The sequence below is a fragment of the Pseudomonas sp. HC1(2025) genome, from assembly GCF_058742075.1.
In genome coordinates this window covers 4,763,457-4,782,022 of sequence record NZ_CP196017.1, presented here as the reverse complement: position 1 = coordinate 4,782,022, position 18,566 = coordinate 4,763,457, and the positions used below count along the sequence as shown (strand labels likewise).

At 63.5% G+C, this 18,566-nt stretch carries 14 protein-coding genes and 2 pseudogenes; 7 read left to right on the top strand and 9 right to left on the bottom strand.

From position 1 onward, the window contains the following. Positions 1-129: 129 nt before the first annotated feature. The 4 genes from ACSSVH_RS21350 to ACSSVH_RS21335 are packed head-to-tail and all read right to left on the bottom strand — an operon-like array spanning position 130 to position 6,429. Complete coding sequence (locus ACSSVH_RS21350) at positions 130-1,494, bottom strand: heavy metal sensor histidine kinase (protein WP_432754609.1); 1,365 nt, start codon at positions 1,492-1,494, stop codon at positions 130-132. Continuing rightward, complete coding sequence (locus ACSSVH_RS21345) at positions 1,484-2,161, bottom strand: heavy metal response regulator transcription factor (protein WP_169956339.1); 678 nt, start codon at positions 2,159-2,161, stop codon at positions 1,484-1,486. Before ACSSVH_RS21345 ends, ACSSVH_RS21350 begins: the two co-directional genes overlap by 11 nt. A gap of 9 nt (positions 2,162-2,170) precedes the next feature. Next, positions 2,171-5,266, bottom strand: a complete 3,096-nt coding sequence (locus ACSSVH_RS21340; protein ID WP_169956337.1) for a multidrug efflux RND transporter permease subunit — start codon at positions 5,264-5,266, stop codon at positions 2,171-2,173. Beyond that, positions 5,263-6,429 carry an efflux RND transporter periplasmic adaptor subunit gene (locus ACSSVH_RS21335; protein ID WP_170041761.1) on the bottom strand — a complete coding sequence of 389 codons (1,167 nt, stop codon included), beginning with the start codon at positions 6,427-6,429 and terminating at the stop codon, positions 5,263-5,265. Before ACSSVH_RS21335 ends, ACSSVH_RS21340 begins: the two co-directional genes overlap by 4 nt. Positions 6,430-6,644: 215 nt before the next feature. On the opposite strand from ACSSVH_RS21335, the gene ACSSVH_RS21330 reads away from it, so the two are divergent. The 4 genes and pseudogenes from ACSSVH_RS21330 to ACSSVH_RS21315 form a co-directional block, all read left to right on the top strand. Beyond that, positions 6,645-6,878 (top strand): hypothetical protein, encoded by a 234-nt coding sequence (locus ACSSVH_RS21330; protein WP_057438192.1) that lies wholly within the window; start codon positions 6,645-6,647, stop codon positions 6,876-6,878. 138 nt (positions 6,879-7,016) lie between these two features. Then, positions 7,017-8,225 (top strand): transporter substrate-binding domain-containing protein, encoded by a 1,209-nt coding sequence (locus tag ACSSVH_RS21325; protein WP_492633698.1) that lies wholly within the window; start codon positions 7,017-7,019, stop codon positions 8,223-8,225. 97 nt (positions 8,226-8,322) lie between these two features. Then, positions 8,323-8,604 (top strand): annotated as a pseudogene (locus ACSSVH_RS21320) (PAS domain-containing protein); the annotation flags it as partial. 300 nt (positions 8,605-8,904) lie between these two features. Further along, a pseudogene (locus tag ACSSVH_RS21315) lies at positions 8,905-9,897 on the top strand (methyl-accepting chemotaxis protein); the annotation flags it as partial. Between the two features lie 71 nt (positions 9,898-9,968). On the opposite strand, the gene ACSSVH_RS21310 reads toward ACSSVH_RS21315, so the two are convergent. The 5 genes from ACSSVH_RS21310 to ACSSVH_RS21290 form a co-directional block, all read right to left on the bottom strand. Then, positions 9,969-10,712: a YkgJ family cysteine cluster protein gene (locus tag ACSSVH_RS21310; protein ID WP_170041764.1), complete on the bottom strand. Its 744-nt coding sequence runs from the start codon at positions 10,710-10,712 to the stop codon at positions 9,969-9,971. Between the two features lie 108 nt (positions 10,713-10,820). Beyond that, entirely contained in the window at positions 10,821-11,303 is a 483-nt protein-coding gene (locus ACSSVH_RS21305) for a GNAT family N-acetyltransferase (protein ID WP_492633697.1), read from the bottom strand. A 3-nt stretch (positions 11,304-11,306) separates the two neighbouring features. After that, positions 11,307-12,209: a chemotaxis protein CheV gene (locus ACSSVH_RS21300; protein ID WP_057438202.1), complete on the bottom strand. Its 903-nt coding sequence runs from the start codon at positions 12,207-12,209 to the stop codon at positions 11,307-11,309. Between the two features lie 98 nt (positions 12,210-12,307). Further along, the gene (locus ACSSVH_RS21295) at positions 12,308-13,282 is read right to left on the bottom strand and encodes a 2-hydroxyacid dehydrogenase (RefSeq protein WP_492633696.1); all 975 of its coding nucleotides are present in this window, start codon (positions 13,280-13,282) and stop codon (positions 12,308-12,310) included. Between the two features lie 236 nt (positions 13,283-13,518). Further along, a complete protein-coding gene (locus tag ACSSVH_RS21290) occupies positions 13,519-14,487 on the bottom strand; it encodes a LysR family transcriptional regulator (protein ID WP_169954563.1) in 969 nt (322 codons plus the stop codon). A gap of 181 nt (positions 14,488-14,668) precedes the next feature. On the opposite strand from ACSSVH_RS21290, the gene ACSSVH_RS21285 reads away from it, so the two are divergent. From ACSSVH_RS21285 to ACSSVH_RS21275, 3 genes are read left to right on the top strand one after another with little or no spacing between them, the layout of a single operon-like run. Further along, positions 14,669-16,180 (top strand): efflux transporter outer membrane subunit, encoded by a 1,512-nt coding sequence (locus ACSSVH_RS21285; protein ID WP_170056762.1) that lies wholly within the window; start codon positions 14,669-14,671, stop codon positions 16,178-16,180. Between the two features lie 11 nt (positions 16,181-16,191). Beyond that, positions 16,192-18,375: an FUSC family protein gene (locus tag ACSSVH_RS21280; RefSeq protein WP_492633695.1), complete on the top strand. Its 2,184-nt coding sequence runs from the start codon at positions 16,192-16,194 to the stop codon at positions 18,373-18,375. Further along, entirely contained in the window at positions 18,365-18,565 is a 201-nt protein-coding gene (locus ACSSVH_RS21275; RefSeq protein WP_029297878.1) for a DUF1656 domain-containing protein, read from the top strand. Before ACSSVH_RS21280 ends, ACSSVH_RS21275 begins: the two co-directional genes overlap by 11 nt. The last annotated feature ends 1 nt before the right edge of the window (position 18,566 follow it).

Genomic DNA, 18,566 nt, shown 5'->3' with positions numbered 1-18,566 from the left:
CAACAGTCAAGACAGCGAAGATCAACTGTAGGAGCCGGCTTGCCGGCGATAGCAGTGGATCAGTGATGAACAAGTCGACTGACTGGCCGCCATCGCCGGCAAACCGGCTCCTACAGTAGGCCGAGGTGTTTATACGGGCAGGCTGATGCCAAACGTATTGCCCCCGTGCTCACTGCGCACAAACACATCCCCGCCATGCATCAACGCAATTGCCTTGACGATCGCCAGCCCCAACCCATGATTGGCCCCGCTGTTGCTGCGCGAGGCGTCGACGCGGTAGAAGCGCTCGAACAAGCGGGGCAGGTGCTCGTTGGCAATCAGCTCACCTGGATTGGTCACGCCAATCAGCACCTGTTGCTCCTGCGCTTCAATCCGCACCTCGATCACCTGCCCCGGCGAGGTGTGCTGCACGGCATTGTTCAGCAGGTTGATCAGGGCCCGGCGCAAATGGGCTTTTTCGATCCGGACCAAGGCATCGCCGTCCACCGTGACCTGCACCTGGGCGTCTTCGAGGATGAAATCCAGGTAGTCGAGGGTGGTCGCCACCTCATCGGCCAGGGAGCTTTCGATCAGCTTGGTGGCCTTGCTGCCCTGGTCGGCGCTGGCCAGGAACAGCATGTCATTGATGATCGAGCGCAGGCGCTCCAACTCTTCCAGGTTCGATTGCAGCACTTCGAAGTAATGTTCGGCCGAGCGGCCACGGGTCAGCGCAACCTGGGTCTGGCCGATCAGGTTGGTCAGCGGCGAGCGCAGTTCGTGGGCTACGTCGGCATTGAAGGATTCCAGGCGCGAGTACGCGGTTTCCACGCGCTCCAGGGTCGAGTTGAAGGAGTTGACGAACTGCTTGAGCTCCGGCGGCAACGGTGACAACTGCAAGCGCCCGGACAGTTTTGGCGGTGCCAGTTTTTGCGCTTCGTCCGAGAGTTTGATCAAAGGCTTAAGACCGATGCGCGCGACCCAAAAGCCCAGCAGCGAAGCCAGCACTACGCCGACAAACGCCAGGCTGATCAACGCCATCAGCAGATGGTGCTGGGTGGCGCGGAAGTTGGCGGTGTCGATGGCGATCATAAAGCGCAGCGGCGGGCGCTGGTCTTTGGCCGGGAACTGGCTGACCAGCACCTTGAACGGATACGCATGCCCCGGCAGGTACAAATCACGCTTGCCCGTGGGGCCGGCGGCGAATTCGCGGATGCGTGCGTCCGGGTTGCCGTATTCGTAGGTCGGGTCACTGCTCACCACCCAGAAACGAATCCGTGTGTCCTCTTCCCCCAGCAGCTTGAGTTTGCTGGTCATTTTCACCCAGTGATCCGGCGTGCCGAAACGCGTGATCGACGACTCCAGCACACTGTAGCGCGCATCCAGCTCGGCCCCCGGCAACAAGCCCAGGCCACGGTCCACCTGCTGGTACAGCGCGCCGCCGATCAGCAGGAAAATCACCAGCGCGACCAGGGTGAACATGCCGCTCAGGCGCAGGGCAATCGAGTTACTCGACACTGCGGTTCTCCAGCACATAGCCCATGCCACGAATAGTGTGCAGTAGCTTGTGTTCGAAGGGCCCATCGAGCTTGGCCCGCAGGCGCTTGATCGCCACTTCGACCACATTGGCATCGCTGTCGAAATTGATGTCCCAGACCATTTCTGCAATCGCCGTCTTGGACAGGATCTCGCCCTGGCGCCGGGCCAGGACGCTGAGCAGCGAGAACTCCTTGGCGGTCAGGTCCAGGCGCAGGCCGGCGCGGCTGGCCTTGCGGCTGATCAGGTCGATCCACAGGTCGGCGATGGTCACCTGCACCGGTTCATGCCCGCCGCTGCGGCGGGTCAGGGCTTGCAGGCGTGCCACCAGTTCGAGGAAGGAAAACGGCTTGCCCAGGTAATCGTCGGCCCCTTCGCGCAGGCCACGAATGCGGTCTTCCACACGCTCGCGGGCGGTGAGCATGATCACCGGGGTCTGCTTGCGTGCCCGCAGTGCGCGCAGCACGCCAAAGCCGTCGAGGCCGGGCAGCATCACATCGAGCACGATCACCGCGTAGTCGCTCTCCAGGGCCAGGTGCAGGCCCTCGATGCCGTCGCGGGCCACGTCCACGGTGTAGCCTTGTTCCGTCAGCCCGCGATGCAGGTAGTCGGCGGTTTTTTCTTCGTCTTCAATAATCAGGACGCGCATGACCCCGCCTCAATGTGTGGTCGCCAGCCCAGGGGCCGGTGTGGGTCTATGGAAAAGTTTCTCAAGGTACAAGTATATGACCGGCGTGGTGAACAGGGTCAGCGCCTGGCTCACCAGCAACCCGCCGACCACCGCGATGCCCAACGGCTGGCGCAATTCCGCGCCGGGACCTGCGCCGAGCATCAGCGGCACCGCGCCCAGCAGGGCGGCGAGGGTGGTCATGATGATCGGTCGAAAGCGCGTGATACAGGCCTCGTAAATCGCATCGCCAGGCGCCAGCCCGCGAACGCGCTGGGCCTCCAGGGCAAAGTCGATCATCAGGATGCCGTTTTTCTTGACGATGCCGATCAACAGCACCAGCCCGATCAAGGCCATGATGGAAAAGTCCTGGCCCAGCAGCCACAGCATGATCAACGCACCCAGGCCGGCAGAGGGCAGGGTCGAGATGATGGTCAGCGGGTGCACGAAACTCTCATACAGCACGCCGAGGATGATATAGACCGCCACCAGCGCCGCGAGGATCAGCCACGGCTGGCTGGCCAATGAACTCTGGAACGCCTGGGCCGCGCCCTGGAAATTGCCGATGATGGTGCTCGGCATGCCGATCTCGTTCTTCGCCTGGTCGAGCATGATCACCGCGTCACCCAGGGCCACGCCCGGCGCCAGGTTGAACGACAGGTTGGCCGCCGGGAACATGCCGTCATGGCTGATGGACAACGGCCCGACCGTCGGCGGATCGACCTTGGCCAGCGCCGACAGCGGCACCATTTCGCCGCTCAGGGGCGAGCGCAGGTAGAAGTAGTTCAGGCTCTCGGCCTTGCCCCGTTGCTGGCTGTCCAGTTCCAGCACCACCTGGTACTGGTTGGTCTCGGTCTGGAACTCATTGACCTGGCGTTGGCCGAACGCATCGTACAGCGCCTGGTCGACATCGGTGGCGGTCAGGCCGAAACGCGCGGCGGCTTGGCGGTCGATGCTGATGTGGGTGATGCTGCCACCCAGTTGCAGGTCGTTGGACAGGTCGCGAAAGGCCGGGTTGGCGCGCAGTTTTTCGGTGAGGCGCTGGGTCCAGGTGTTCAGGGTCGCACCATCGTTGCTCTTGAGCACGTACTGGTACTGGCTGCGGCTGGGTCCGGAGCTGAGGTTGATGTCCTGGCCGGCGCGCAGGTACAGCACGATCCCCGGGACCTGGGCCAGCTTGGCGCGGATCCGGTCGATAAACTGGCTGGCGGACACGTCGCGATCACCGCGATCTTTCAAGGCAATCCAGAAGCGGCCGTTGGCGATGGTCTGGTTGCTGCCGGTCACGCCCACCGAGTGAGAGAAGTTTTCCACCGCCGGGTCAGCCTTGATGATCTCGGCCAGGGCCTGGTGCTTGGCCACCATATCCGGGTAGGACACATCGGCCGCCGCCTCGCTGGTGCCAAGAATGAAACCGGTGTCTTGTACCGGGAAAAACCCCTTGGGGATAAACACGTAGCCGGCCACGGCCAGGCCCAGGGTCACGACGAAGATACCGAGCATCGTGCGTGGATGGGCCAGCGCCCGGCGCAGGTTCCTCGCGTACCCGGCCAGCAGGCGTTCGCCAAACCCTGGCTTGTCATGGGGGTGGTGGGTCGGGGCGCGCATAAACTGCCCGGCCAGCATCGGCGCCAGGGTCAGGGACACCACCACCGAAATCAGGATGGTCGAGGTCGCGGTCAAGGCAAACTCCTTGAACAGGCGCCCGACCACGCCGCCCATGAACAGCAACGGGATAAACGCCGCTACCAGCGAGAAGCTGATGGACACCACGGTAAAACCGATCTCGCCGGCGCCCTTGATCGCTGCTTCACGCTTGTCCAGGCCGGCCTCAAGGTGACGGTGGATGTTCTCCACCACCACAATCGCGTCGTCCACCACAAACCCCACGGCAATCACGATGGCCACCAGGGTCAGGTTGTTCAAGCTGAAACCCATCACGTACATCAAGGCAAAACTGGCGACCAGCGAAACCCCGAGCACGCTGGAGACAATCAGGGTCGCCGACCACTGGCGCAGGAACAGCGCCATCACCGCCACCACCAGCAACACCGCGATCAACAAGGTGATTTCCACTTCATGCAGCGAGGCACGAATGGTCTTGGTGCGATCCGACAACGAGCTGACGTCCACCGACGCCGGCAGCATCGCCTGCAAGCGCGGCAGCTCGGCCTGGATGCGGTCCACGGTGTCGACGATATTGGCCCCCGGCTGACGGAAAATCACCAGGTTGACCCCCGGCGTATCACCGGACCAGGCTTGCACGTAGGCGTTTTCCGAACCGTTGATCACCCGTGCCACGTCGCGCAACTGCACCGGCGCGCCGTCCTTGTAGGAAACAATCAGGTCGCCGTATTCCTCGGGGTGGAACAGTTGGTCGTTGGTCGACAGCGTCGACACGCTGTCGCGCCCATACAGCGCGCCCTTGGCCAGGTTCAGGCTCGATTGCTGGAGGACCAGGCGGATGTCGGCCAGGGTCAGGCCGATGGCGGCGAGTTTGTCCGGCGAGGCCTGCACGCGAATCGCCGGGCGTTGCTGGCCGGTGATGCTGATCTGGCCGACCCCGTCGATCTGGCTGATCTGCCGGGCCAGCAGGGTTTCCACGTAGTCGCTCAGTTCGGTGCCGGGCATATTGTTGGAGCTGATACTGAGGATCAGCACCGGGCTGTCCGCCGGGTTGACCTTGCGCCACGTCGGCAGGTTGGGCATATCGCTGGGCAACTTGCCGGCTGCGGTGTTGATCGCCGCCTGTACTTCCTGGGCGGCGGTATCGATGCTCTTGTCGAGAGTAAATTGCAGGGTCAGGAGGCTGGAGCCCAAGGCGCTGCTTGAGGTCATCTGGGTCATGCCGGGGATGGCGCTGAATTGCACTTCCAGGGGCGTTGCCACCGAGGACGCCATGGTATCGGGGCTGGCGCCGGGCAGTTGGGCGGTGACCTGGATTGTCGGGAACTCCGCCTCCGGCAAGGGCGCGACGGGCAGGCGCGGAAAGGCGATCAAGCCCAGCAGCACCAGGGCAAAGGTCAGCAGCAGGGTCGCGACCGGATGGTCGACGCACCACGCCGATACCGAGCCACGGCCCTTCATGGCTGGGCCTGCGCTTGGGCGGTCTGGATCACTTGCGGCGGCTCCTTGAGCACCTCCACCTGGGCGCCGGCCTTGAGGCGTGACTGGCCGTCGCTGACCAGCACATCACCGGCCTGCACGCCGGTGACAATCGTCAATGCGCTGTTCTGATAGGCCACGTGCACCGGCACCACGTCCACCTTGTCGCCATTGAGGCGGTACACGAAGTGCGAGTCCATGCCGCGCTGGACCACGGTCGGCGGCACCACCAGGGCGGCCTTGTCGAGGGCGGTCTGAATCTTCACCGTGACCAGTTGCCCCGGCCACAGCGTTTGCGTGGCATTGCTGAACTCGGCCTTGGCGCGGATGGTGCCGGTGGTGGCGCTGATCTGGTTATCGATCAGGCTCAGGCGGCCTTCACCGAGCAGCACCGCCGCCGGGCTATCGGTGTCGGCGCCGAGGAAGGCATCGACACTGGCCGGGTGCTGCGCGGCGATCAGGCCTTGCAGGGTCGGCAGCATCTGTTGCGGCAGGGAAAACTCCACGGCGATCGGGTCGATCTGCGTCACCGAGAACAGGCCTTGGGCATCGCTGGTACGCAGGAAGTTGCCTTCATCCACATTGCGAATCCCCACCCGACCGCTGACGGGGGAGCGAATCTGCGTGTAGGAAAGCTGGACCTGAGCTGCATCAATCGCCGCCTGGTTGCCCAGGGCGGTGGCCTTGAGCTGGTTGACCAGGGCTTGCTGCTGGTCGTAAGTCTGCTTCGACACGCCGTCGTCGATGCTCAACTCCTTGTAGCGCTTGAGATTGACCTGCGCCACCTGCAGCTGCGCCTGGCTTTCGCCCAGTTGGGCCTTGGCCTGGTCGAGGCTGGCGCGGATCGCCCGGTCATCGATGCTTGCCAGCAGGTCACCGGTTTTTACCAATTGCCCTTCCTTGACCAGCAGTTTGGTGAGGATGCCGTCGACCTGCGGGCGAATTACCACACTGTGCAGCGACAGCACCGAGCCGATGCCGCTGACAAATCGCGGGATGTCCTGCTGCGTGACGCTGACCACCCGCACCGGGATCGCAGTCGAGGCAGACAGCTTGGTCTTGGCCGGCCGGGTCGAGACCCAGGCCACGACCGCCAGGGCCACGACGGCGAGCACAATCAAGGTGGTTTTGCGTTGAATGTGCATGGGCTCGCGGCGTCCGGACAGAGAATGGGAAGAGTGGAGGTTCTTTATAGCCTGCAAACCCGGTCAGCAAAGTGACCGTTAACTGACAGCGCTGTCAGCAAAGGTCGACCATTCGTACAGGCGGTGGTTAAAGATCCAGGGCGCGCAGGTATACTGCGCGCCAGTGTGGCCCGCAAGTCGGGCCCGCGTCATTTTTTGCACGCCCCGGAGCTTCCATGAATTCCCCGACACAACCGCCTGTTGAAAGCGCCGAACTCGCTGATCCAGACAGCCTCGACAGTGAAGCCAAACCGGTGATCCCGGCCTTCAAGTTCCCTTTCAAACCGGGTGAACTGGCCGGGGCGAAAGACAGCAATCAGCCGTGGTACAAAAACGGCGCGAAGAACGGCCACACCAAGACCCCCGGCATGGCGCCGCCGGGCACCCGTCGTTCGATGGGCAAACGCTGACTGCCTACAGCTCTTGCTGACTTTTCGCCTTGTCGGCCCATGACCTTTTCTTGAAAGCTTTCTCGATTCCCCTTCGCCGCGTCTGGTTGGCAGAAGTACCGGTTGAGGGAGCGGGTCTTTCAAGAAAGGGACTTCTTCATGGCTTTGGCAAAGATCTTCGTTTTATCCGTTGGGTCGCTGCTGTCGGGTGGTTTGTTTATAGGCGCAGCGACAGCTGCTGCAGCGCGCAGCGAAATCCGCTTCGCAATCTCCCCACTGTTTCCCCCCTATGAAAGCCGCGATGCCCAAGGCCAGTTGGTAGGCCTGAACATCGAGTTGGGCAATGCCCTGTGCGCCCAGCTCGACGCCCGTTGCACCTGGGTCGACCAGATTTTCACCCTTAGCATCGACGCCCTGGAAAGCCGGCGTTTCGATGCAATCATGGGCATGGCTTCAACCCCTCAGCGCCGGCAGTTGATCGACTTTACCGACGACCTGTACCCCCTCACCACACACCTGGTAGCCCGCAAGTATTCCGGCCTGCTGCCCACGGTGCGTGCCCTCAAGGGCAAGCGCGTGGGAGTACTTACCGGCAGCAATCGCGAAGCCTTTGCCCTGGCGCAATGGGCGCCGGCGGGCGTGATCATCAAGAGCTACTGGCTCAACGACCAGTTAATCCGCAGCCTGGTGGCCGGTGATATCGACGCGACGCTGCAAGGCACCGCCGAAATCCGCCAGGAGCTGCTCGACACCGAGCAGGGGCAGCCATTTGATTTTGTCGGCCGGCCGGTCACTGGCCAACAGATGGGCACCGCCGTGGCCATCGGTGTGCGCAAGTCCGACCCGCAATTGCGCGGTGACCTCAACCGGGCGCTGGAGCAGCTCAAGCAGAGCGGCGAGCACCAGCGCATTCTCCAGCGCTATCTGCAGGAGGAGCCCGAGACGGCAGCGGCGCCGGAGGGCGACGGACCACACTTTTACCCCACTGAAATTGCGCTGCCTTTTTCCGAGGCAGTACGGGTTGGCAACACGCTGTACATTTCCAATATTGCGGGGCTGGATGTTCGCGGCAACCCGGTGAAGGGTGGCACTGGCGCGCAGATGAAGCAGGTGATGAAGACCCTGCACGACCTGTTGGAGCGTCATCATTCCTCGTTGGACCGGGTGGTCAAGTGCACCTTGATGCTGGCCGACCTGGATGACCTGGCCCTGGTCAACGAGGTGTACCTGGGCTACTTCGACCGTAGCCGGTTGCCCGCCCGCAGCGTACTGGCGGTGCGCCGCTTACCGCGCAGCGCGCGGGTGGCGCTGGAGTGCGTGGCCCTGACCGAGGAGTACCGCGAGCCGGAGGCAGCGGTACCCAACTAAATGCGTGGAACATGAGCTGGATCAGTATTTGCTCAACCGGTGCGCTTAGAGTCGGTGCCCCTGCCGACTCCCTCAATAACCCCCGAGCGCGCTTTCCATGAAGATCAATCTCCCGGTCACGGGTCGAAGTGTGGACATTGCCCCAGACGCCAACATCCTCTCGACCACTGACTTAGGCAGTTCGATTACCTACGCCAACCAGGACTTTATCGACGTCAGCGGCTACAACCGCGAGGAATTGCTGGGCGCGCCACATAACCTGCTGCGTCACCCGGACATGCCGTCGGCGGCCTTTGCCCATATGTGGCAGACCCTCAAAAGCGGCCGCTCGTGGATGGGCATGGTGAAAAATCGCTGCAAGAACGGCGATCACTATTGGGTCAGCGCCTATGCCTCGCCGGTCACGCGCGACGGTGTCGCGGTGGAATACCAGTCGGTACGCACCAAGCCCGATGCGCGGCGGGTGATGGCGGCGGAGCGCGCTTACGCCCGCCTGCGCGCGGGTAGTCGGCGCTTGCGGCCAGTGCTGGAGATGCCCATGAAGTTGTCGCTGGTCACCGGTGCAACCTGCGCCCTGACCTGGGGAGTGGGGGCCGGGTTGGCGAGCTACTCGTGGGCCTTGCAGGTGCTGGGCCTGGCTGCGGTGGGCGCAGCGGGGGTCTTGGGTATCAACCTGTTGTTGCGCCCCTTGAGGCAATTGAGCGAGCGGGCCCGGCAGATTGCCGATAACCCCGTCAGCCAGGCGATCTACACCGGGCGTGCCGATGAGCTGGGGCAAATCGAATTTGCCATGCAGATGCTCGAAGCCCAGGTGGGCGCGGTGGTCGGCCGGATTGGCGATGCGTCGCAGCGTTTATCCGGGCACGCCGCCGCTCTGGTCCAGCAACTGGACAGCAGTCACGCCAGTACCCTGGGCCAGCAGACCCAGACCGACCAGGTGGCCACCGCGATCCAGGAGATGGCGGCCAGCGTGGCGCAAGTCGCCAACCATGCCCAGCAAGCCTCGAAAGCGGCCGACCAGGCCGGCAGCGAGACCCGCGAAGGCCATCAGCGGGTGGACGAAAGCCGTGATGCGGTGCTGCGTCTGTCCCAGGAGCTGGCCAGGGCCACCAGTGTGATCCATCAATTGGAAAGCCACAGCGGGGATATCTCCAGCGTACTGGAGGTGATCCGGGCGATTGCCGAGCAGACCAACCTGCTGGCCCTCAACGCGGCCATCGAGGCGGCGCGGGCGGGCGAGCAGGGCCGTGGCTTTGCGGTGGTGGCAGATGAAGTCCGCGGCCTGGCCCAGCGCACCCAGCAATCGACCAATGAAATCCAGCGCATGATCAGTACCCTGCAGGGCGGCGCCCGCGATGCGGTGATGGCGATGGAGCAAAGCAGCCAGCACGTCGAAGTCAGCGTCGAGCATGCCCAGCGCGCGGCGTCGGCCCTGGATGGCATCAGCCAGCGGGTCAACCAGATCACCGCTATGAGCGTGCAGATTGCCACGGCGGTGGAGGAACAGAGCGCGGTGAGCGAGGACATCAATCGCAATATTGTCGGCATTCGCGATGCCGGCGAGGCCACCGTCAGCGCCGGCCAACAGAGCCAGCTCAGCTCGGGCGACGTAGCGGCCCTGGCGGAGGACCTGCGGCGGCTGGCTGAAGAGTTCTGGGGCAAACGCCGCTAATCTTCGCAACCGACTTGCCGGCAATGGCGATTTCGCGCACGCCATCGCCGGCAAGCCGGCTCCCAAAAGGTTCAGGCAGCGCGCAGCGAGATAAACGCATAGTTGGCCGGCACTTCGGTGGCGATCTGCGCCCCGGCATCCAGCAACTGTTCGGCAATGTCCATCCCGGACACATGAAACACCCATTCATTGGCCATGGCCGGTTGCTCCACCGCCAGCGCTATGGCCTGGGCAAAGGCGCCCATGTCCGGCAGGTACGCGGTAAAACCATCGCCCTTGAGCGCCGTGGTGCGAATCCCCAGCAGGGCGCACACCGCCTCCTTGGTCTGTACATCGTCACGGTCGGCCTGGCGTGAGCGGTGGATCAGCTCGGCCAGTTCCCGGTCCATCAGCTCGCCGCCGACGATCAGTGCCGGGCCCTGTTCCCAGGATTGCGGCGGGCAATCCTTGGCGGCCGGGTTCAGCGGGATATGCGGATTGATCTCCATCGGGTAGATACGACAGACCAGCGGCCGCCGTTCATAGATGCCGCAGCGGTTGTCTTCGTCAAGATTCCGGCAGCGCCCGGCGTTGTAGGCGGCAAAGGTGATCGCCACGAACGCCTGGGTATTGCCGCTGGGCACCACCACCGAACGCCGTTCGGCATGCTCGCGTTGTTGCACAGGCAGGCCCAGGCCATTGCCCAGGAAACCTTCCACCAGCACGATGACATTGCCGCCGTCCGCCGCCCACTGGCGGGCTTCATCGAGGGTCAGGGGCACATGATGGTCGGTGCAGCATTTACCGCAACCAACGCAGGAAAAATGGGTATTCATGGAGGATCTGCTACCAGGCCAGGTCAGAGGGCTCTCTTGAACGGTGACGGGTTTTTACCTCTATCCGCCGTTCAGAGACTCTGGAAGCAAGTTATGCGCCAGTGCCGATCAGTCGTCGCTGACCACGTCGCGCAGCACAAACACCATGCCGGCACTTTCATACAACTGGCGTGCGCGCAGATTGCTCTCCAGCACCTTGAGGTCCACATAGGGTTCGCCGCGCTGCTTGAACACCTGGAAGCTGTGCAGCAACAAGGCGCGACCCAGCCCCTGGCCCTGGGCGCAGGGGTGGACGCTGAGGTGATGGATAAAGGCACTGGTCCAGCATTGGGCCACGCCAAGAATGCCCTCGGCGTTACTTGCTACCAGGCACAGCGTGGGGTCGAACTCTGCGTCGCTGAGAAATTGCTGCTGCCAGGCCTCCAGGTTGGCCACGCGGCCGCCGCCCTGTTCCTGGGTCATGCGCAATACCGCATGGATCGCCGGGGCCAGTGCAGGGCGGTAATGATCCAGGTGGGTATCGGCTGGCCACTGCGGTGCAGGCAGGCTGCCGGTGAGGTCGCGGCGTAGCAGTTGGTAATACGCTGTCACTATTTACAGGCCTTTTTGCGCCACGGTCTGGGCGGCGACCACCAGGCATTTGGTCAGCTCGGGTGACGAAAACTTCGTCAGTACCGAGTCGGCACCCGCCAGGCGGGCTTTTTCGCTGTTCATCGCGCTGTCCAGGGAGGTGTGCAACAGCACGTAGAGATCCTGGAAGTCCGGGGTTTCGCGCAGGGTGCGGGTGAGGGCGTAGCCGTCCATTTCCGACATTTCGATGTCAGACACCACCACATTGATCTGCCCGGCGCTGCCTTGCAGTTCCAGCAGCACGTCGATGGCCTCTTTGGCGCTACGTGCGGTGTGGCAGGTCAGGCCGAGGTTGCGCAGGGTGTGCACCGATTGCTGCAGGGCCACCTGGCTGTCGTCCACCACCAGGATGCGTGCATGGCCGAGCACTTCGGCTTCTTCCATGGTCAGGTCAGTCGGCGCCACTTCGATCTGCGCGGGGGCGATGGCGTGGATGACTTTTTCGATGTCCAGCACCTGCACCAGCACCCCGTCGACCTGGGTCACGCCGGTGATAAACGAGCGCGTGCCGCCAGAGCCAAAGGGCGGCGGGCGGATATCGGTGGTCAGGCAATGCACGATCCGGCTCACCGCCTGCACATGCAGGCCCTGCTTGGAACGGCTGACATCGGTGACAATCAGGCAACCGCCGTCGGGGTCTTGCAGGGGCATCTCGCCCAGCGCGCGGCTGAGGTCGATCACCGACAAGGCCGCGCCACGCAGGGTGGCGATACCTTTGACGTGCGGGTGGGACTCCGGGAGCTTGGTCAGCGGCGGGCAGGGAATGATTTCGCTGACTTTCAGCAGGTTGATGGCCATCAGCTTGCCGCTGCGCAAGGTAAAGAGCAGAAGCGAGAGTGAATCTGCGCGGGCTTTGGTGGTGGACATAAAAACCTTCTGTGGATCAGCGATAACAATCTATAGCGGGTTATCGACGTTCGCGCCAAAAACTGTAGGGGCTGGCTGGCCGGCTCCTACAATGCCGATCAGCCTTTCCACACCTGCGGGTTCACCAGGTCCTGCGGGCGCTGGCCCAGCAGTGCGCTGCGCAGGTTGTCCAGGGCACGGTTGGCCATGGCTTCACGGGTTTCATGGGTGGCCGAACCGATATGCGGCAAGGTCACCGCATTGCTCAGTTGGAACAGCGGCGACTCGGCCAGGGGCTCGCGCTCATACACATCCAGCCCGGCGCCGCGAATGCGCTGGGTTTGCAGGGCTTCGATCAGTGCGGGTTCGTCTACCACCGGGCCTCGGGAAATATTCACCAGGATCGCGCTGGATTTCATCAGGCCCAACTCGCGATGGCTGATCAGGTGCTTGGTCTTTTCACTCAACGGCACCACCAGGCACACGAAATCTGCCTCGGCCAGCAACTGGTCCAGGCTGCGCAACTGCGCGCCCAGCTCTTGTTCCAGCGCGGTCTTGCGGCTGTTGCCGCTGTAGATAATCGGCATATTGAAGCCCAGGCGCCCACGGCGGGCGATGGCTGCGCCGATATTGCCCATGCCGACGATACCCAGGGTCTTGCCGTGTACATCACAGCCAAACAACGGCGCGCCGACGCTGGCTTTCCACTGCCCGGCCTTGGTCCAGGCGTCCAGCTCGGCCACACGGCGGGCGCTGCTCATCAGCAGGGCAAAGGCCAGGTCGGCGGTGCTTTCGGTCAACACATCGGGGGTGTTGGTGAGCATGATCCCGCGTTCGTTGAAGTAGTCCACGTCGTAGTTGTCGTAACCCACAGAGACGCTGGACACCACTTGCAGCTTGTTCGCCCCTTCGAGCTGCGCCCGGCCCAGCTTGCGGCCGACGCCGATCAGGCCGTGGGCGTGGGGCAGGGCTTCATTGAACTGCGCGTTGATATCGCCCTGCTTGGGGTTGGGGACGATGACCTCGAAGTCCTGTTGCAGGCGTTCGATCATCTGGGGGGTGACACGGCTGAAGGCGAGGACAATCTTTTTCATCGCAAGTGAGGCTCATCGACGGGGAAGAATGCCAAGCACGCTAACATTCCTGCCCACACTTGTCAGGACACCGCATCACCAATGTGGGAGCGGGCTTGTCGGGTCGCCGCATCGCCGCGATAGCGGTGTGTCAGGCACTACATCTGGCACTGATATACCGCTATCGCGGCGATGCGGCGACCCGACAAGCCCGCTCCCACAGGGGATCTCCAATAGTTGGGAGTCCGTTTTCTAAATCAGCTACCCAGCCGCACCCCACCCAAACTGCCGCTCAACTCATACGCCGCGAGTTCCGCCTGGTGCGCCGCCAGGATCTCCGGCAGCGAGCCGCGCAGGTACTCCACCCAGGTCTTGATCTTCGCATCCAGGTACTGGCGCGACGGGTAGATGGCGTACAGGTTCAGCTCCTGGGAGCGATACGTCGGCATCATCCGCACCAGGGTGCCGTTGCGCAGGCCTTCGATGGCCGCGTACACCGGCAGCAGGCCGACGCCCATGCCGCTGATGATCGCGGTCTTCATCGCATCGGCGGAGTTCACCAGGAACGGCGAGCTGTTGATGCTCACGCTTTCCTGGCCGTCCGGCCCGTTGAAGGCCCATTTGTCCAACTGGATCACCGGGCTGACCAGGCGCAGGCAGGCATGGTTGAGCAGGTCACTGGGCCGCTGCGCGCAACCATTGGCTTTAACGTAGGCCGGCGAGGCACAGACGATGCTGTAGGTGATCCCCAGGCGCTGGGAGACAAACCCCGAGTCCGGCAGCTCGCTGGCGAGCACGATGGACACGTCATAACCCTCGTCCAGCAGGTCTGGCACGCGGTTGGCCAGGGTCAGGTCGAAGGTCACGTCGGGGTGGGTGCGGCGATAGCGGGCAATCGCATCGATCACGAAATGCTGGCCGATGCCGGTCATGGTATGCACTTTGAGCTGCCCGGCGGGGCGCGCGTGGGCGTCGCTGGCCTCGGCCTCGGCTTCCTCGACATAGGCGAGGATTTGCTCGCAGCGTAATAAATAGCGCTTGCCAGCCTCGGTCAAGGCGATGCGGCGGGTGGTGCGGTTGAGCAAGCGGGTTTGCAGATGGGCCTCCAGATTGGAGACCGCGCGCGAGACGTTGGCCGTGGTGGTGTCCAGTTGTACGGCGGCGGCGGTGAAGCTGCCGGCCTCGGCGACACAACTGAAGGCGCGCATGTTTTGCAAAGTGTCCATGGGGTGCTCTCAAGGGAGATGACAAATTGTGACAGAAAGTTACGACTACCAGTGATCCCTACCAATGGATTATCGCCTGAACGGTAACAAAGATTCACAGGAATCCCACCTTATCGCCATTCCCCGCGCCCCCTAGAATTGCCGCACCGTCCCCGCACCACCACCTCAGGAATTCGCAGCAGTGCCGCGTCGCATCAGCAGAGAGCTGAAGACTCTCAGTGTTTGGGCTTTATCGTTAGCAATCAGCGGCTGCATCGGAACCGGAGGGATTGCCCCCCAAGGCAAGCACCTCGCCGCCAATACCCTGGCCACCGACGACGCGATCCAGAGCGCCGCCCGGGATGCCCACTGGCCGACCAGCCAGTGGTGGCAGGCCTATGGCGACCCGCAACTCGACCGTTGGATCGACCTCGCCGTACAAGGCAGCCCAAGCATCGCCGAAGCCGCCGCCCGGGTGCGTGAAGCGCGGGCCATGGCGGGGTTGGCCGAGTCGGCCGAGGCCGTGCAGATCAACGGCGACGCCACCCTCAAGCGCCACAACTGGCCCAGCGATCAGTTCTACGGCCCCGGTAAACTGGACAATTCCACCACTTGGGACAACAACGCTGCCCTGGGCCTGAGCTACGCCCTCGACCTGTGGGGCCGCGAGCGCAATGCCAGCGAGCGCGCCCTCGACCTGGCGCATCGGAGTGTCGCCCAGGCGCGCCAGGCCCAGTTGGAGCTGCAGAACAACGTGGTGCGCGCCTATATCCAGCTGTCGCTGCATTACGCCCAGCGCGATATCGTCGCCGCCACCCTGGCCCAGCAACAGCAGATCCTCGACCTGGCGCAAAAGCGCCTGGAGGGTGGGATCGGCACGCACTTTGAAGTCAGCCAGGCCCAGACGCCGTTGCCCGAAACCCATCGGCAACTGGACGCCCTCGACGAAGAAATCGCCCTGACCCGCAACCAACTGGCCGCCCTGGCCGGCAAGGGCCCGGGGGAGGGTGCGAGATTGCAGCGGCCAACCCTGGCTCTCGGCGCACCATTGAAATTGCCCTCGGCACTGCCCGCGCAATTGCTCGGCCAGCGCCCGGACGTGGTTGCCAGCCGCTGGCAAGTCGCGGCCCAGGCCCGGGGCATCGACGTGGCCCACGCCGGCTTCTATCCCAATGTCGACCTGGTGGGCAGCCTCGGCTACGTCGCCACCGGCGGCGGCATGCTGGAGTTTCTCGCCGGCAAGAAGCTCAACTACAGCGTCGGCCCGGCGATCACCCTGCCGATCTTCGACGGTGGCCGACTGCGCGCGCAATTGGGCGCGGCCAGCGCCGGCTACGATATTGCCGTGGCCCGCTACAACCAGACCCTGGTCAATGCGCTCAAGGGCATCAGCGACCAACTGATCCGCCGTGAATCCATGGCCAAGCAGCAAACCTTCGCCGCCGAGTCGGTGGCCTCGGCGCAGAAAACCTATGACATCGCCATGATCGCCTACCAGCGCGGGCTGACCGATTACCTCAATGTGCTCAATGCCCAGACCCTGCTGTTTCGCCAGCAACAGGTCGAGCAACAGGTCCAGGCCGCGCGCTTGAGCGCCCATGCCGAACTGGTGACCGCCCTGGGCGGCGGCCTTGGCGCGGGCAGCGATGGGCCGGCACCCGATAAGACACTCCCGAGCAAGACCCCGGCGGCCTTGGCCGTGTTCGATCACTGATCAGGTTGCCCATGACTCCCTTGCCTGCACCGCTGCGTTGGCTGCATTCCCTGGAATGGCGCCGTGGCTTTTTCGACTGGGCGCGCAGTGACGGCGTGACCTGGGTGTATATCTTCAAAGTACTGATCGCCGCGTTCCTCACCCTGTGGCTGGCCATGCGCCTGGAACTGCCGCAACCGCGTACCGCGATGATCACCGTGTTTATCGTGATGCAACCGCAAAGCGGCCAGGTGTTTGCCAAGAGTTTCTACCGCTTCCTCGGCACCCTGGCGGGGTCGGCGGTGATGGTGTTGCTGATCGCCCTGTTTGCGCAAAACACCGAGCTGTTCCTTGGCGCGCTGGCGATCTGGGTTGGCGTGTGTACGGCCGGTGCCACCCGTAACCGTAACTTTCGCGCCTATGGTTTTGTGCTGGCCGGGTATACGGCGGCGATGGTCGGCCTGCCGGCGCTCGCCCACCCCGACGGCGCCTTTATGGCGGCGGTCTGGCGGGTGCTGGAAATCTCCCTGGGGATTTTGTGTGCGACCCTGGTCAGTGCCGCGATCCTGCCGCAAACCAGCAGCGCGGCGATGCGCAACGCCTTGTACCAGCGCTTCGGCACCTTTGCGTTGTTTGTCACCGATGGCCTGCGCGGGCGCAGCCAGCGTGAAGGTTTTGAAAGCAGCAACGTGCGCTTTATCGCCGAAGCCGTGGGCCTGGAAGGGCTGCGTAGCGTCACCGTATTCGAAGACCCGCATATGCGTCGGCGCAATGGCCGGCTCAGTCGCTTGAACAGCGAATTCATGGGCATCACCACCCGGTTCAACGCCCTGCACCAGTTGCTTGAACGCCTGCGCAGCGATGCCGCCGACCATGTGGTGGCCGCGATCAAGCCCGGCCTGCAGGACCTGGCCGAGTTGCTCGATGGCTTCAGCGGGCGCGCCTTGACCAGCCCCGATGCTGCGCGCCTGGTGAGCCAACTGACGGCCTACAAGGAGAGCCTGCCGGCCAAGGTCCGCAGCCTGCGGGCGATGTTCCAGGAGAGCAGCCCCAGCGATGCCGAGCAGTTGGATTTCCACACCGCTTATGAGCTGCTGTACCGCTTTGTCGATGACCTGCACAACTACGCGCAGACCCACGCCTCCCTGGCCGAGCACAGCCACGAACGCGAGCATTGGGACGAGCCCTACACCCCGAAAACCAACTGGCTGGCCTGCGCTGCCTCGGGGATTCGCGCGTCATTCATTCTGCTGGTACTGGGCAGTTACTGGGTGGCCACGGCCTGGCCCAGCGGCGCGACCATGACCTTGATTGCCGCGGCCACCGTGGGCCTGTCGGCCGCCACACCAAACCCCAAGCGCATGGCCTTCCAGATGGCCTGTGGGACCTTGATCGGCGCGCTGGTGGGGTTTGTCGAAATGTTCTTCGTGTTTCCCTGGATCGACGGCTTTCCCTTGCTCTGCGTGATGCTCGCCCCGGTAATTGTGCTCGGCGCGTTCCTCTCGTCGCGCCCGCAATACGCCGGGGTTGGCCTTGGCTTGTTGATTTTCTTCAGCACCGGTTCGGTGCCGGATAACCTGACGATCTACAACCCCTACACCTTTATCAACGACTACATCGCCATGATCATCGGCATGCTGGTGTGTGCAGCGGCCGGGGCGATCATCCTGCCGCCCAACAGCCCGTGGCTGTGGCGCCGCCTGGAGCGCGACCTGCGCGAGCAAGTGGTATATGCCATCAGCGGCAAGCTCAAGGGCCTGGCCTCGGGTTTTGAAAGCCGCACCCGCGACCTGCTGCACCAGGCCTACGGCCTGGCCGCCGGCCAGCCCCTGGTGCAACGCAACCTGTTGCGCTGGATGTTCGTGGTGCTGGAGGTCGGCCACGCGATCATCGAATTGCGCAAGGAACAGGAGATCCTGCCGGTGCACCCGGCCTATGCCCAATCCCAGCCCTGGCGCCAGGCAATCCGGGTGATGGGGCGCTCGCTGGTGCGGCTGTTTTTGCAACCGAGCCAGAGCAACCTGGAGCGCGCGCTGGTGGCGGTCGATCACGCCATCAGCCGCGTGCAGGCCACCGACGAACCCTTCGCCCCCCACTTCGATACCTCGGCCCTGCGCCGGGTGAAAAGCTACCTGCACTTTATCCGCACCTCCCTGCTGGACCCGCAATCGCCCCTGGCTGCCTTCAAGCCTTCCGGAGTCGCCCATGCCTCGTGAAATCGCGTTCCACGGCATCTACATGCCGACCATGACCCTGATGTTCTTCATCGCCGCGGGACTGGCCTGGGCCCTGGATCGGTTCCTGGCGGGCTTTGACCTGTACCGTTTTTTCTGGCACCCGGCGCTGCTGCGCCTGAGCCTGTTCACCTGTCTTTTCGGCGCCATGGCGCTGACCGTCTACCGTTGAG